This is a genomic window from Roseicyclus mahoneyensis (assembly GCF_003148775.1).
Classification (GTDB): domain Bacteria; phylum Pseudomonadota; class Alphaproteobacteria; order Rhodobacterales; family Rhodobacteraceae; genus Roseicyclus; species Roseicyclus mahoneyensis.
In genome coordinates this window covers 124,629-139,806 of record NZ_QGGW01000008.1, presented here as the reverse complement: position 1 = coordinate 139,806, position 15,178 = coordinate 124,629, and the positions used below count along the sequence as shown (strand labels likewise).

The window sequence follows — 15,178 nt, the reverse complement described above, 5'->3', positions numbered from 1 at the left end:
CGGGGCGGATGGGAAGGGCTCAAACCTCCTCCACCGTCACCACGCCCTCCATGGAGCGCAGCGCGCCCTTGATCTGGGGCGAGACGGGGAAATCATCGCCCAGTACCAGCTCCACCTCGCCCGGCAGGTCGGGGTGCATCAGGCACAGGTGGATCGGGCCGCGCGCGGCGCGGGCGGCATCCTTGGCCATGCGGGTCAGGAGCGAGCGGACCGAGGCGATGCCGGTCTCGCCCTCGACGAAGACGCGCAGGCCGGTGGCCTCGGCAGCGACGGCGCTGTCGATGGGCTCCACCCGGCGGCACAGGAGTTTCAGCTGGTCGGCTTCATAGGTCGCCTCGACCTGCAAGATCACGTTCATCCCCGTTTCCAGATGGGGGCGCGCGACCTCGAGCACGTCGGAGAACAGCGTGACCTCGTAAAGCCCCGTGGGGTCGGACAGCGAGACAAAGGCGAAGCGGTTGCCCTTTTGCGACTTGCGCTCCTGCCGGGCGGAGACGGCACCGGCCATTTTCGCCACGAAAGGACCGCCCTGCACTTTGCGTGTCACCTCCTCCAGCGTCTGCACGCCCTTGCGCCGGAGCGCGGGCATGTAGTCGTCCAGCGGATGGCCCGAGAGATAGAAGCCGATGGCCTGATGCTCGCCGGCCAGCCGTTCGGCGGGCAGCCAGTCGTCGCACTCGGGCAGGCGCGGCTCTCGCAGATCCTCGCCCGCCTCGCCGAAGAGCGACACCTGATCGGAAGCCGCGGCATCATGGATCGCGGCGGAATAGGCGGTCAGCGCGTCGAGCGCGGCAAAGACGCGGGCACGGTTGCGGTCGAGCGTGTCGAAGGCGCCCGCGCGCACCAGCATTTCCAGCGAGCGCTTGCCCACCCGCTTGAGGTCGACCCGGCGGGCGAGATCGAACAGCGTGGTGAAGGGTTTCTCGCCGGTTGGCGTCTGGCGCGCCGCGTGGATCAGGCGCATCGCGTCCACGCCCACGTTCTTGAGCGCGCCAAGTGCGTAGAGGATGCGGCCCTCCTCCACCGTGAAGGTGGGGGCGGAGCGGTTGACGCAAGGCGCGACCACCCCTATCCCCAGCCGCGCGACCTCTTGGCGGTAGATGCCCAGCTTGTCGGTCAGGTGGATGTCGCAGTTCATCACCGCGGCCATGAATTCGACCGGATGATTGGCCTTGAGCCAGGCGGTCTGGTAGCTGACCACCGCATAGGCGGCGGCGTGGGATTTGTTGAAGCCGTAATTGGCGAATTTCTCGAGCAGGTCGAAAACCTCGGAGGCTTTCGCGGCATCGACCCCGTTGGCCGCGGCACCCGCCTCGAACTTGGGGCGTTCGGCGTCCATCGCCTCCTTGATCTTCTTGCCCATGGCGCGGCGCAGCAGGTCGGCCCCGCCAAGCGAATAGCCCGCCATCTCCTGCGCGATCTGCATCACCTGTTCCTGATAGACGATGATGCCCTGCGTCTCGTCGAGGATATGGTCGATGGAGGGGTGCAGCATGTCACGCCCGGAGATGCCGTTCTTGACCTCGCAGAATTTCGGGATGTTCTCCATCGGGCCGGGACGGTAGAGCGCGACAAGGGCGATGATATCCTCGATGCAGTCCGGTTTCATCCGGCGCAGCGCGTCCATCATGCCCGAGCTTTCCACCTGGAACACGGCGACCGTCTTGGCCGAGGCATAAAGCGCGTAGGTTTTCGCGTCGTCCAGCGGGATGGCGTTGATCTGGTTTTCAGCGCCGGGCGCAGGGTCATAAAGCCGCGTGCCGTCCGGCGCCTCATGCAGCTGGCGGCCCGAAGCGTGGATCAGCTCGATCGCGTTTTGCACCACCGTCAGGGTCTTGAGGCCGAGAAAGTCGAACTTCACCAGCCCCGCCGGTTCCACCCATTTCATGTTGAACTGGGTCGCGGGCATGTCGGATCTCGGGTCGCGGTAGAGCGGCACCAATTCGTCGAGCGGCCGGTCCCCGATCACCACGCCCGCCGCATGGGTGGAGGCGTTTCGGAGCAAACCTTCAATCTTTTCGGCATAGTCGAACAGGCGGCGCACCGGGTTGGTGCGCCCCTCGCGCCGGTCCTGATCGCTTTCGCGCATCTCGTCGCGGATGCGTTCCTCTTGTGCTACGGCCTGACTGATCGAGACAGGTTTCACCCCGTCGAGCGGGATCATCTTCGACAGCCGGTCGACCTGCATGAAGGGCATCTGCAAGACGCGCCCCACGTCGCGCACCGCAGCCTTGGACAAAAGCGCGCCGAAGGTGATGATCTGGCCCACCCGGTCGCGGCCATATTTCTGCTGCACATAGCGGATCACCTCTTCGCGGCGGTCCATGCAGAAGTCGATGTCGAAGTCGGGCATCGAGACCCGCTCGGGGTTCAAAAACCGCTCGAACAGGAGCGAGTAGCGCAGCGGATCAAGGTCTGTGATCGTCAATGCATAGGCCACGAGCGAACCGGCACCCGACCCTCGCCCCGGCCCCACGGGAATCCCCTCGTCCTTGGCCCATTTGATGAAATCGGCGACGATCAGGAAATAGCCCGGAAAGCCCATCCCCTCGATGATGCCCAGCTCGAACTCGAGACGCCTGTGATACTCCTCCACCGGCGCGGCATGAGGAACGACCGCGAGCCGGGCGGCCAGCCCGTCTTGGGCCTGACGACGCAACTCCTGCACCTCGTCCTCGGCAAAGCGGGGCAAGATCGGGTCATGGGTCCGTGCGCGATAGGCGCAGCGGCGCGCGATCTCGACGGTGTTTTCCAGCGCCTCGGGCAGATCGGCAAACAACGCCGCCATCTCCTCGGGCGATTTGAAATGGTGCTGCGGCGTCAGACGGCGGCGCGGCTCGGACTGGTCGACATAGGCGCCTTGGGCGATGCAGATCAGCGCGTCATGGGCCTCGAACATGCCGGGTTTCGGGAAATACACGTCGTTCGTCGCCACCAGCGGCAGGCCGCGCTCATAGGCCAGTTCGATGGTCGGGCGCTCGGTCACGCGCTCGGCCTCAGGCAGGCCCTTCTCGCCGGGATGGCGTTGCAATTCGAGGTAGAGGCGGTCGCCAAAGATCGCTTCCAGCCGGGTCAAGAGCGCCTCGGCCTTGGCCATGTTCCCGGTCCGGATCAGCCGCCCCAAAGCGCCATCGGGCCCGCCTGTCAGGCAGATCAGACCCGCGCCATGAGCGACCAGCTCTTCCAGCGTCACATGCGGCAGCGTGCCGTCGCCGCGCAAATAGAGGCAGGTGTTGAGCTTCATCAGGTTCTGGTAGCCCTGCCGGTCCTGCGCCAGCAGCACAAGTGCCGCCGCAGGCACCGATCGCTCGCCCGGCCGCACCGGGTCGTAATCCACATCGATCTGGCAGCCGATAATGGGCTGTACGCCCGCCTTGGCGGCGGTTTCCGAGAATTCCAGCGCGCAGAACATGTTGTTGGTGTCGGTCACGGCGACAGCGGGCATGCCGGCCTCGGCCACCATCGCGGGCAATTTCTTGACGCGCATCGCGCCTTCCAGCAGCGAATATTCGGTATGCACGCGCAGATGAATGAATCGGGGACTGGTCATGGATCGGCATGCTAGGCGCGCAAGGCCGACATGGGAAGGCTTGAGCCACATCATATTGTGGATGGTGCAGGGCCTTGTGCCGTCGGTTGCGGCGGCCTTTCCGGCAGAGCGCTGCGCGACCCTGTCGAAACTCAGTGAATCGCCGTGGGGCGAGGTCCGGGGACCCACTCTTACAACCGCCCATCTCGACGCCATCGCGGCGGCGGGTTTCGACGCGGTGCGCCTGCCCGTCCGCTTTTCCACAGGCGGGACCGTCAGGATCGACCCCGTGCGGCTGCCAGCCGCCGCCAGCATGATGCGCGCGCCGTTCCAGACGAACGCCCGAAAAACGGGCGATTGCCTCGATCAAGCGCAGCCGCGCCCCGCACAAGGCTTGCAATGCGGCGCGGACCGGGTTTTTCTACCATCCGGTCAAACACGCACACGGGCCCGCGCTCTACGCCGCATCGAGCGCCGGACGACCACCCCGAACCGGTATCGCGGCAGGCATATCACATGAGCATCCGGTTTCTTCTGAACGGGAAACCTCAGGACGTGGAGGCGGGGCCGACCGTCACGCTTCTGGACTGGCTGCGCGAGGCGCGGCACCTGACCGGCACCAAGGAAGGCTGCAACGAGGGCGATTGCGGCGCCTGCACGGTCATGGTGACAGACCCCGACGGCACAGCCTGCGCGCTGAACGCCTGCATCCTGTTTTTGCCGCAACTGCAGGGCCGCGCCGTGCGCACGATCGAGGGGATCGCCGGGCCTGACGGCACACTCCACCCGGTGCAGAAGGCGATGGTCGCGCATCACGGATCGCAATGCGGCTTCTGCACGCCGGGGTTCGTGGTGAGCATGGCAGTCGCGCATCTGAACGGGCGCACCGACCATGACGATCAGCTCGCCGGAAACCTCTGCCGCTGCACGGGCTACGCCCCGATCCTGCGCGCGGCCGAGGCGGCGGTATCCGCGCCGGTGCCGGACTGGATGCGGAGCGATGCCGAAACACTCCGCGCAGCTTCCTTCATCTTTCCACAAATATGCACTTCGGGGGGCTTGCCCCCCGCCTGCCCGACCTCAAGCGATGCGCTCGCCGACTGGTACCAAGCCCACCCCGATGCCACCCTGATCGCAGGCGCGACCGATGTGGGGCTCTGGGTGACCAAGGGGCTCCGCGACCTCGCCCCCATAGCATTCCTGAACCAATGCGCCGACTTGCGTGGGATTGTTGCCAATAGCGACACAATCCGCATCGGGGCCATGACCAGCCTGACCGAGCTTGGCAGTTTCATCGCTGAACGTCACCCGGCCTTCGCCGAACTGATCCGACGCTACGGCTCGGTGCAGGTGCGCAATGCGGCGACCATCGGCGGCAACATCGCCAATGGCTCGCCCATCGGCGACAGCCCCCCCGCGCTGATCGCGCTGGGCGCGACGCTGCATCTGCGCAAGGGCGATACCCGCCGCACCCTGCCGCTCGAGGATTTTTTCCTCGACTACGGCAAGCAGGACCGCGCCCCCGGCGAATTCGTCGAGGCGGTCAGCATCCCCGTTCAGCCCGACCGGCTGGCCTGTTACAAGCTCTCCAAACGCTTCGATCAGGACATCTCGGCGGTTTGCGGCTGTTTCAACGTGACGCTCGATGACGGCACGGTGACCGACGCCCGCATCGCCTTTGGCGGGATGGCGGGAGTGCCCAAGCGCGCGGCCCAAGTCGAGGCAGCGCTGATCGGACAGCCGTGGACCGAGGCGACAGTGACGGCGGCGCAGGCCGCAGTCGAGCAGGATTTCACGCCACTTTCGGACATGCGCGCCTCGGCCGCCTATCGGTTGCGCGCCGCCGAAGGCATGCTGACACGGTATTTCCTCGAAAGCTGCGGCGAGGCGGTGAACGTGCTGGCGGTGCGGGCATGAGTGTCGAACCGGAGGGTTCCCAGTGAGCGTCGCCAAACCCCTGCCCCATGACGCGGCCACCCTGCATGTGACCGGGCAGGCGCGCTATGTCGATGACATCCCCGTGCCCGAGGGGTGCGTGCATCTGGCCTTTGGCCTGTCGACCATCGCGCGCGGAAAGATCACCGCGCTGAACATTGACGCCGTGCGCGCCGCACCCGGTGTGGTCGATGTGATGACAGGCGGGGATTTCGCGGTGATCCCCGATTGCTCCCCCTCGGCGCATGACGAGCCCTTGCTGTCGGATGGAACGATCCATTACGCGGGTCAGCCGATGTTTGTGGTGATCGCGGACAGCCATCTGGCCGCGCGCAAGGCCGCAGCGCTGGCACAGGTCGATTATGCCGAAGAAACACCGATCCTGAGCGTCGATGACGCGCTGGCGGCGGGGTCCCGCTTCGAGGATGGCCCACGGGTCTATGGCAAGGGCGATGTCGAGGCCGCGCTGGCCCGTGCACCCAATGTCATCGAGGGCCGGATCGAGGTCGGCGGGCAGGAACATTTCTACCTTGAGGGGCAATCGGCACTGGCCCTGCCGCAAGAAGGCGGCGACATGATTGTCCAGTCCTCGACCCAGCACCCGACCGAGATCCAGCACAAGGTCGCCGATGCGCTTGGCGTGCCCATGCACGCCATCCGCGTCGAGGTGCGGCGGATGGGCGGGGGGTTCGGCGGCAAGGAAAGCCAGGGCAATGCGCTGGCCATCGCCTGCGCCATCGCCGCATCCCGCACCGGCCGTCCCGCCAAGATGCGTTACGACCGCGACGACGATTTCACCGTGACCGGCAAGCGCCACGACATCCGGGTCGACTACCGCGCAGGGTTCGACGCAGAGGGGCGGCTTGTGGCGGTCGATTTCACCCACTTCCTGCGCTGCGGCTGGTCGATGGATCTGTCGCTGCCTGTGGCTGACCGGGCGATGCTGCATGCCGACAATGCCTACGATCTGCCCGCCGCCCGTATCACCTCGCACCGCCTGCGCACCAACCACCAAAGCGCCACGGCCTTTCGCGGCTTTGGCGGGCCGCAAGGAATGGTGGGGATCGAGCGGGTGATGGACCACGTCGCCCATGTGCTGGGCCGAGATCCGTTGGAGGTACGGCGGCTTAACTATTATGCCGAGGCGGCCGTGGCGAGTGCGGGAGCCTCCGGCGGGGATATTTTCGAAACAGAGAAGAGGAAGCGACTGGCCACTGCGGATCTGGCCGGACGGCGGGCGGTTAAGGTGAAGCAGACCGCAGGGGGTAGCAGCCGCTATGGAGGCGCCCATTCGCCAGTGCCGGTGACAGCAAGGGACGGGCTGACACCCTATGGCATGCAGGTCGAGGATTTCATCTTGCACGGGCTGACCGACCGGCTGGCCACAAGCTGCGACTATGCCGGGCGACGGGCAGCGATTGCCGCGTGGAATGACGCGAAGCCGGTGCTCAAGCGGGGCATCGCGCTGACGCCGGTCAAGTTCGGCATTTCCTTCACGCTGACCCATCTGAACCAGGCAGGCGCGCTCGTGCATGTCTACCAAGACGGGTCGATCCACATGAACCACGGCGGCACCGAGATGGGACAGGGCCTTTTCCAGAAGGTGGCGCAGGTGGCCGCAAGCAGGTTCGGCGTGGGCATGGACAGGGTCAGGATCACCGCGACCGATACGGCAAAAGTGCCCAACACCTCTGCCACGGCGGCCAGTTCCGGCAGCGACCTGAACGGCATGGCGGTGCAGATCGCCTGCGACACGATCCGCGACCGCATCGCCGCCGTGGTGGCGCCGGAATTGCAGGCCGACGCGGAACAGGTGGTGTTCGAGGGCGGAATGGTCCGCGCTGGTGTCGCTGAAATGCCCTTCGAGGAGGCGGTGAAGCGGAGCTACATGGCTCGTGTCAGCCTGTCGGCGACGGGGTTCTACAAGACGCCCGGCCTGCTTTGGGACCGGATCGCGGGCAAGGGGCGGCCGTTCTTCTACTTCGCCTATGGCGCGGCCTGCTCCGAGGTCGTGATCGACACGCTGACGGGCGAGAACCGCATCTTGCGCACCGACATCTTGCATGACGCGGGTGCGTCGCTGAACCCCGCGCTCGACATCGGGCAGGTGGAGGGGGGCTTCGTGCAGGGCGCGGGCTGGCTCACGACCGAGGAACTGGTCTGGGATGCCAAAGGGCGGCTGCGCACGCATGCACCCTCGACCTACAAGATCCCGGCCTGTTCGGACCGCCCACCCGTCTTCAACGTGGCGCTCTGGGACCAGCCCAACCGGGTTGATACGATCTACCGTTCCAAGGCGGTGGGCGAGCCGCCCTTCATGCTGGGAATTTCCGTGCTGATGGCGCTGTCGGAGGCCTGCGCCGCCTGCGGCCCGAACTACCCCGACCTGCAAGCGCCCGCCACAGCCGAGGCGGTTCTGGCGGCAGTGGACCGGGCGCGCGGCGCATGACGGGCATCCGCGTCACCGTGGCCGCCGTGCAGGGCTCCGCCCCCCGCGAGGAAGGGGCGGCCATGCTGGTGCGCGCGGACGGTATCGCGGGGACCATCGGCGGCGGCGCGCTGGAGTGGGAGGCGATGCGCATCGCCCGACAGATGCTGGCCGACGCCAAGGAGATGGCCGAGCATCGGTTTCCGCTCGGCCCCGCGCTCGGGCAATGCTGCGGTGGCGCGGTGACGCTCCGTTTCGAGGCGGTCGCGGCGATGGACAGACCGCGCGGCGCCGACCTCTGGATCTGGGGCGCGGGCCATGTGGGGCGCGCCATCGTGGCGACCATGGCCCCGCTGCCCCATGTGTCCATCACCTGGGCCGATACCGGACCGGGCCGCTTTCCCGTCGCCCCGCCCGAGGGGGTGGAGCCGGTCATCGCCGCCGATCTGCCGCGCCTGATGCCGCATGCGCCGGTCCATGCCCATCACCTGATCCTGAGCTACAGCCACGAAATCGACCTTGCGCTCTGCCACGCGGCTCTGACGCGCGGGTTCGCGAGTTGCGGGCTCATCGGGTCGGCCACCAAATGGGCGCGCTTCCGGTCGCGGCTTGGCCAATTGGGCCATTCGGATGCCGAAATTTCGCGCATCGACTGCCCCATCGGCGACCCGGCTTTGGGAAAGCACCCTCAGGCCATTGCCGTCGGCGTCACCGCGCGGCTACTGAAAGAGCATCTGCACAAGGAATCGGCATCCAAGCCGATCCATCGGGGGAAAGTGACACGCTCGTGACTGCGCTGCTCGACATCGAGGGGCTGACCAAGGCCTATCCGGGCGTCGTGGCGAATGATGACGTATCGTTCTCCATCCAGCCAGGCGAGGTCCACGCGCTTCTGGGCGAGAACGGCGCGGGCAAATCCACGCTGGTCAAGATGATCTATGGCCTGGTTACACCCGACCGCGGCACGATGCGGTTGCGGGGCGCGCCCTATGCGCCGCCCGAGCCGCGCGCGGCCCGCGCCGCCGGTGTGGCGATGGTGTTCCAGCATTTCAGCCTGTTCGAGGCTCTGAGCGTCGCCGAGAACATCGCGCTGGGCATGGAGAACCCGCCCAAACCCCGCGATCTGGCCGCGCGCATCCGCGAGGTGTCGGAAACCTACGGCTTGCCGCTAGACCCGTTCCGGCTGGTGGGCGACCTGTCGGCGGGCGAACGGCAGCGGGTCGAGATCATCCGCTGCCTGCTGCAGGACCCGAAACTGCTGATCATGGACGAGCCCACCAGCGTGCTGACCCCGCAGGAAGTGGAGATCTTGTTCCACACCCTTCGCAAACTGGCTGCCGAGGGCACAGCGATCCTTTATATCTCGCACAAGCTGGAGGAAATCCGCGCGCTTTGCGATGCAGCCACGATCTTGCGGACGGGAAAGAAGGTCTCAACCTGCACGCCCCGCGAGGTGACAGCGGCGCATATGGCCGAACTGATGGTTGGCAAATCGCTGAGCGTGCCTGCCCGCGACGCCCATGAACCGGGTGCGGTGCTGCTGGCGGTCGCAGGGCTGAGCCTCTCGTCAGGCTCGCCCTTCGGCACCAGCCTGCGCGACGTGACTTTCGAGGTGCGGGCCGGCGAGGTGCTCGGCATCGGGGGCGTCGCGGGCAACGGGCAAGATGAATTGCTGGCGGTGCTTTCGGGCGAAACGCCGGTGGCGGGCGGTGCTGTGACGCTCAAGGGCGTGGCCGTGGGCACGCTGGGGCCCAATGCGCGGCGCGAGAGGGGCCTTTTGTGCGCGCCTGAGGAACGGCTGGGCCATGCGGCGGCGCCGGACATGAGCCTGACCGAAAACGCGCTGCTCACCGGGCGGAAGCGCAAGGCACTGGAGTCGCGGGGCTTCGTCGACTGGCGCCGCACGCGGGACTTTGCAGAGGATATCATCGCGCGCTTCGACGTGCGCACACCGGGGCCGGGCGTGGCGGCCCGCGCGCTTTCGGGCGGCAATTTGCAGAAATTCGTGATCGGGCGGGAAATCCTGCAAGATCCGACGGTTCTGGTCGTGAACCAGCCGACATGGGGCGTGGACGCAAGTGCTGCCGCGGCCATCCGACAGGCGCTGCTCGATCTGGCCCAAAAGGGGGCTGCGGTGATCGTGATTTCGCAAGATCTCGACGAGCTTCTGGAGATCTCCGACCGGTTCTGCGCGCTGAACGAGGGGCGGCTTTCGCCGCCGCGGCCCGCCCGTGGTCTCAGCATGGAGGACATCGGGCTGATGCTGGGCGGGGCGCATGACATGCACGAGGTGGCGCTGTGATCGTGCTGGAAAAACGCCCGCAGCCCTCTCGGTTCTGGGTGGTGGGCGCGCCGGTTCTGGCGGTCGTGCTGACCATGATCGCGGGCGGGCTGATGTTCGCCTCCCTTGGCAAGGACCCAGTGGAGGCGATCCGCATCATCTTCTGGGACCCCCTTTTTTCCGAACGCTTCGCGGGCTTTTCGCGGCCGCAACTGCTGGTCAAGGCGGGGCCGCTGATCTTGATCGCGATCGGGCTGTCGCTGGGGTTTCGGGCGGGCATCTGGAACATCGGGGCCGAGGGGCAATACATCGTCGGCGCGATCTGCGGGGCGGCCTTCGGGCTTGCCTTCTGGCCGTCGGCACACCCGCTGATCTTTCCAGGCATGATCGTGGCGGGGCTTTTGGGCGGGTTTCTCTGGGCAATGATCCCGGCGCTGCTCAGGGTCTACGCGCGGACCAATGAAATCCTTGTCTCGCTGCTTTTGGTCTATGTCGCCGAGGCGATGCTGGCCTCGGCGGCGACTGGCTGGCTGCGCAATCCCGAAGGCTCGGGCTTTCCGGGATCGCGTAACCTCGCGCGCCATCCAGGCACCGATAACCCCGAACTCATCGCGGGCACGGGGATGCATTGGGGCGTTCTGGCGGCCTTTGTGTCGGTGATCGCGGCCTATGTGATCTTCTCGCGCCACATCCTGGGCTACCAGATCCGGCTGGCGGGCGAGGCGCCCCGCGCCGCGCGTTTTGGCGGCGTGAACGCCGCGCGGTTGGTGATCTTGTGCATGGGCGTGTCGGGGGCGCTGGCCGGCGCCGCAGGCCTGTTCGAGGTTTCGGGACCCGCGGCCCGCATCTCGATCGATTTCAACGTAGGCTACGGGTTCACCGCGATCATCGTGGCTTTCCTCGGGCGGCTCAACCCCATCGGCATCTTGCTGGCGGGGATTTTGCTGGCGCTCACCTTCATCGGAGGGGAACTGGCGCAACTGATGCTGGGCATCCCGGCGGCGGCCATCCAGGCGTTTCAGGGGATGCTCCTGTTCTTCCTGCTCGCGCTGGATGTGCTGGCCAATTTCCGCGTCACATGGCGACGGAAGGCAACAGCATGAGCGCCCGTGTCCGGGACATCTTGCTGTTCATCGGCGCGGCCGTGGCGGCCCACCTGCTGCTGATCGGCCCGCTGCTGGGCTTGATGATCCTGACCGGCGGGGCGGTTTTCGCTCTGCCCGTTTTGACGCTGATCCTGTTGGGTGCCATCGCGCTGGATCATTTCGTGATCCGGCCCAGCGGGCGCGATGGCTGGATCCTGACCGCCCCAGCCCTTGGCCTCTGCGCCAACGTGGCCTTTTTGGTGCTGACGACCAACTGGGGGACAGCGTGACCGGCGTCCGCCCCTACCAGTCCGGCGACACGCCATGGAGGCTGAAGGGCCTCGGCTTCGATCGCCATCTGCGGTGGTACCAACGCGACAAACCATGGGCTTCGCGGATCTCATGGCTCTGCCGCAGCTCCGTTTCAGTTTGGGCGCTGGTTGGGGCCTCCCTTACCCTTGCCTGCGTTATGCTGACGGCGCCGGTATCGCGGGGATCGCCATGACATCCCCCCGCCCGCCCTTCACCCGCGCAGAGATCTGGCCCACCTTCGGCTGGTTTCTCTTGGGCCTCTGCATCAGCCTCGGCGTGGTCGGTGGCGGCATGCTGCTCTACGCCGGGCTTTGGGTACTATGGCCCGTTTTCCTTTTCCTCGCTGTGTTGCAGACGCTGTTCGAAGGCGTCCGGCGCGTGATCGGATGGAGTGTCCGGCGCGGCTGGCGCGCGATCAGGGGCCTGCCGCCACTGCCGACACCGCCCCCGGAGCGGCTGCCCCGGACCAAGCCTTGGCTGACCGCCCATGCGGGCTGGATCGGTTTCATCCTCGGCGGCCTATGGTTGGTCCATGGCGTCTGGACCGATGGTGTTTTGCCATGAAGACAGGACCCGCATGATCATCGACCCCGTCACCCTCATCGTCGCCCTGATCACCGTCGCCACGCCGGTCCTGCTGGCCGCCATCGGCGAGCTGGTGGTCGAGAAATCGGGCGTCCTGAACCTCGGCGTCGAGGGGATGATGATCATGGGCGCGGTCTGCGGCTTCATCACGGCCCAACAGACCGGGTCGGTCGCGCTGGCCTTTGCCGCTGGCATGGGGGGGGGGATGGCGCTGGCGCTTGTCTTTGCAGTGCTGACGCAGGTCCTGATGGCCAATCAGGTCGCCTCGGGACTGGCGCTGACGCTCTTCGGGCTGGGCCTTGCCGCGCTTTTGGGGGCGGGCTACTCGGGCCTGCCGGTGCCATCGGTGACACGCCCCTTTCCCGAAGCCTTGCGCGATATCCCCGTTGCCGGCCCGATCCTGTTTTCCCATTCGATCCTGATCTATATCGCCATAGGGATCGTGGCGGCCGTTTGGTATGTGCTGACGCGCACCCGGATCGGGCTGGTGATCCGGGCCGTGGGGGAAAACCACGATGCCGCCCATGCGCTGGGCTACAAGGTGGTGCGCATCCGCTTTGCCACGATCCTGTTCGGGGGGGCCTGTGCGGGTCTGGGGGGCGCATTCCTGTCGGTCGTCCGCGTGCAGAACTGGTTTGACGGCATGACCGCTGGCGCGGGCTGGATTGCGCTGGCGCTTGTGGTCTTCGCATCGTGGAAACCGTGGCGCGTGCTGCTCGGCGCGTGGCTGTTCGGAGGGATCGCGGCGCTGCAACTGCGCCTGCAGGCGGCCGACGTTGGGGTGCCCGTCGCGCTGCTGGATGCCTCGCCCTATATCGTGACTATCGTGGTGCTGGTCATCATCTCGTCCGACCGCAGGCGCGCGGCGCTGAACGCGCCCGCAGCCCTCGGTCGCGTGTTCCACGCGTCGAGCTGAGGACAAACGTCATGCGGCGGGCCGAGATCATCGACATCCTCGAAGGCACGCACCCGCATGCGGGTCGGGGCGTGGCGTTGGCGATCTACGCGCTGATCGTCGTGTCAGCCGTCGTGATCGCCATCGAGACCATGCCGAGCCTGCCCGATGGCCTTCGCGCTGCACTGGCCATGGCCGAGATCGTGATCCTGGCCATCTTTGCGCTGGAATACACCTTGCGCCTGATCTGTTCGCCCCATCCGCTGCGCTATGCCTTAAGCTTCTGGGGGATTATCGATTTCATCGCCATCGTCCCGGCCATCGTGTTCCTGATCCCCGATCTGGCCACGGTACGGTCGCTGCGCCTGCTCCGCCTGCTCAGGATACTCAAGCTGTTCAAGGCCAACCGCGCGCTCGACCGGATCGTGAATGCGGTCTATAGCGTGCGGGCAGAATTCGGCATCTTCCTGTTCATCGCCATCACCGCACTGTATCTTGCAGCGGTCGGCATCTACCATTTCGAAAATGTCGCGCAGCCAGACGTCTTCAGCTCGATCCCGCAAAGCCTTTGGTGGGCGGTGGCGACGCTGACAACCGTAGGCTATGGTGACGTCTACCCCATAACGGCGGGCGGGCGCATCTTCACCGGCGCAGTGCTGCTGATCGGGATCGGCGTCATCGCCGTGCCCGCGGGCCTGATCACAGCCGCCCTGACCGAAGCAGGCAAGTTGCAGACGGAACCGCCCGCGCCCATCGACCCTGACCCCGACAAGCGCGCCCAAGGGACAGGCGCGCAGACGGCACACCACCCAACCACCCCATCCAACACGGAGGATATTCCATGAAACTGATGCCCAAACTCCTGGCTTCCGCGGCACTTGCCGCGGGCTTGGCCCTGCCTGTCGCAGCCCAGGACGACCCGTTCCAGGTCGGCTTCATCTACATCGGCACGCCGGGCGATTACGGCTGGACCTACGAACATGACCAGGGCCGCCTTGCCGTCGAGGCGCATTTCGGCGACCGCGTCGAGACCGTGTTCCTTGAAAACGTGCCCGAAGGCGCGGATGCCGAACGCGCGATCACCCAGATGATCCTGGGCGGGGCCGACATGGTCTTCACCACGTCCTTCGGCTATGGCGAGGCGACCAATGCGGTCGCGGCGCAATTCCCCGATGTCTATTTCGAGCATGCGACCGGCTATCTGCGCGAGCATCCCAACGTGTCCACCTACAACGCGCGCTTCTACGAGGGCCGCGCCGTACTGGGCCACATCGCGGGCCAGATGACCGAAAGCAACATCATCGGCTACATCGGGTCCTACCCGATCCCCGAAGTGATCCAGGGCATCAACTCGGCCTTCCTGCACGCCCGAGAGGTGAACCCCGATGTCGAGATGCGCGTGGTCTGGACCTACACCTGGTTCGATCCCGCCGTTGAGGCAGATGCCGCGCAGGCGCTGATCGACGCGGGCGTCGACGTTTTGATGCAGCATACCGACTCGACCGCGCCCCAGACGGTCGCGCAGGAGGCGGGGATCATCAGCTTCGGCCAGGCCTCCGACATGATCCAGTTCGCGCCCCTGCCCCGGGTGGCCTCGATCATCGACAACTGGGCGCCCTACTACATCCGCCGCGTCGGCGAGGCGATGGACGGCACCTGGACGCAAAGCGACATCTGGGAAGGCATCGACACCGGCATGGTCGTGATCGGCGAGATGACCGACGCGATCCCCGAGGATGTGCGCGCATCCGCGCAAGCCATGATCGACGCGATCGGGGCGGGCGAGTACCACCCCTTCACCGGCCCGATCAACCGGCAGGACGGCACGGCCTGGCTTGCCGAGGGCGAAGTGGCCGATGACGGCACGCTGGCGGGGATGATGTTCTACGTCGAGGGCATGACGGGCGATATCCCGAACTGATCGCTCCGGCGTGACTGCGAAAGGCCCGCCCCGGTGGCGGGCCTTTTTCATTTCATCTGGTTGCGCTGGCTGCGCCATCGCCCGGGTGCGCGCCGCTGGCGCGGCGCGGGGGGCTCTGCCCCCGGCGCGTGCCGCGCCTCCCCCGGGATATTTTCGAAACAGAGAAGGGGGCGCGGCGGGGCCTTGTCGCTTTCGCGCGAATTAGCG

The 15,178-nt window shown here is 66.3% G+C and carries 12 protein-coding genes; 11 read left to right on the top strand and 1 reads right to left on the bottom strand.

Annotated features, from left to right (window positions below; all coding sequences use genetic code 11):
• Positions 1–19: 19 nt before the first annotated feature.
• Complete coding sequence (dnaE, locus tag C7455_RS15550) at positions 20–3,550, bottom strand: DNA polymerase III subunit alpha (protein ID WP_109669744.1); 3,531 nt, start codon at positions 3,548–3,550, stop codon at positions 20–22.
• A gap of 40 nt (positions 3,551–3,590) precedes the next feature.
• Between dnaE and C7455_RS15545 the strand changes: the two genes are divergently transcribed.
• The 11 genes from C7455_RS15545 to C7455_RS15495 all read left to right on the top strand — a co-directional run bounded on the left by C7455_RS15545 (position 3,591) and on the right by C7455_RS15495 (position 14,971).
• Positions 3,591–4,049, top strand: a complete 459-nt coding sequence (locus C7455_RS15545) for a hypothetical protein (protein ID WP_146200025.1) — start codon at positions 3,591–3,593, stop codon at positions 4,047–4,049.
• Positions 4,046–5,446 carry a xanthine dehydrogenase small subunit gene (gene xdhA, locus C7455_RS15540; protein ID WP_109669741.1) on the top strand — a complete coding sequence of 467 codons (1,401 nt, stop codon included), beginning with the start codon at positions 4,046–4,048 and terminating at the stop codon, positions 5,444–5,446. The genes C7455_RS15545 and xdhA overlap by 4 nt, the downstream gene beginning before the upstream one ends.
• Positions 5,447–5,468: 22 nt before the next feature.
• Positions 5,469–7,913 (top strand): xanthine dehydrogenase molybdopterin binding subunit, encoded by a 2,445-nt coding sequence (gene xdhB, locus C7455_RS15535; RefSeq protein WP_109669739.1) that lies wholly within the window; start codon positions 5,469–5,471, stop codon positions 7,911–7,913.
• Positions 7,910–8,683: a xanthine dehydrogenase accessory protein XdhC gene (xdhC, locus tag C7455_RS15530; RefSeq protein WP_109669737.1), complete on the top strand. Its 774-nt coding sequence runs from the start codon at positions 7,910–7,912 to the stop codon at positions 8,681–8,683. Before xdhB ends, xdhC begins: the two co-directional genes overlap by 4 nt.
• A complete protein-coding gene (locus tag C7455_RS15525) occupies positions 8,680–10,194 on the top strand; it encodes an ABC transporter ATP-binding protein (protein ID WP_109669735.1) in 1,515 nt (504 codons plus the stop codon). Before xdhC ends, C7455_RS15525 begins: the two co-directional genes overlap by 4 nt.
• The gene (locus tag C7455_RS15520) at positions 10,191–11,276 is read left to right on the top strand and encodes an ABC transporter permease (RefSeq protein ID WP_109669733.1); all 1,086 of its coding nucleotides are present in this window, start codon (positions 10,191–10,193) and stop codon (positions 11,274–11,276) included. The genes C7455_RS15525 and C7455_RS15520 overlap by 4 nt, the downstream gene beginning before the upstream one ends.
• The gene (locus C7455_RS15515; protein ID WP_146200024.1) at positions 11,273–11,548 is read left to right on the top strand and encodes a hypothetical protein; all 276 of its coding nucleotides are present in this window, start codon (positions 11,273–11,275) and stop codon (positions 11,546–11,548) included. Before C7455_RS15520 ends, C7455_RS15515 begins: the two co-directional genes overlap by 4 nt.
• Before the next feature lie 211 nt (positions 11,549–11,759).
• Positions 11,760–12,134, top strand: coding sequence for a hypothetical protein (locus C7455_RS15510; RefSeq protein WP_146200023.1), 375 nt, complete (start codon positions 11,760–11,762; stop codon positions 12,132–12,134).
• A gap of 13 nt (positions 12,135–12,147) precedes the next feature.
• Complete coding sequence (locus C7455_RS15505; RefSeq protein WP_109669858.1) at positions 12,148–13,071, top strand: ABC transporter permease; 924 nt, start codon at positions 12,148–12,150, stop codon at positions 13,069–13,071.
• Positions 13,072–13,082: 11 nt separating this feature from the next.
• Positions 13,083–13,895, top strand: a complete 813-nt coding sequence (locus C7455_RS15500) for an ion transporter (protein ID WP_109669728.1) — start codon at positions 13,083–13,085, stop codon at positions 13,893–13,895.
• Positions 13,892–14,971, top strand: a complete 1,080-nt coding sequence (locus C7455_RS15495) for a BMP family ABC transporter substrate-binding protein (protein ID WP_109669727.1) — start codon at positions 13,892–13,894, stop codon at positions 14,969–14,971. The genes C7455_RS15500 and C7455_RS15495 overlap by 4 nt, the downstream gene beginning before the upstream one ends.
• The last annotated feature ends 207 nt before the right edge of the window (positions 14,972–15,178 follow it).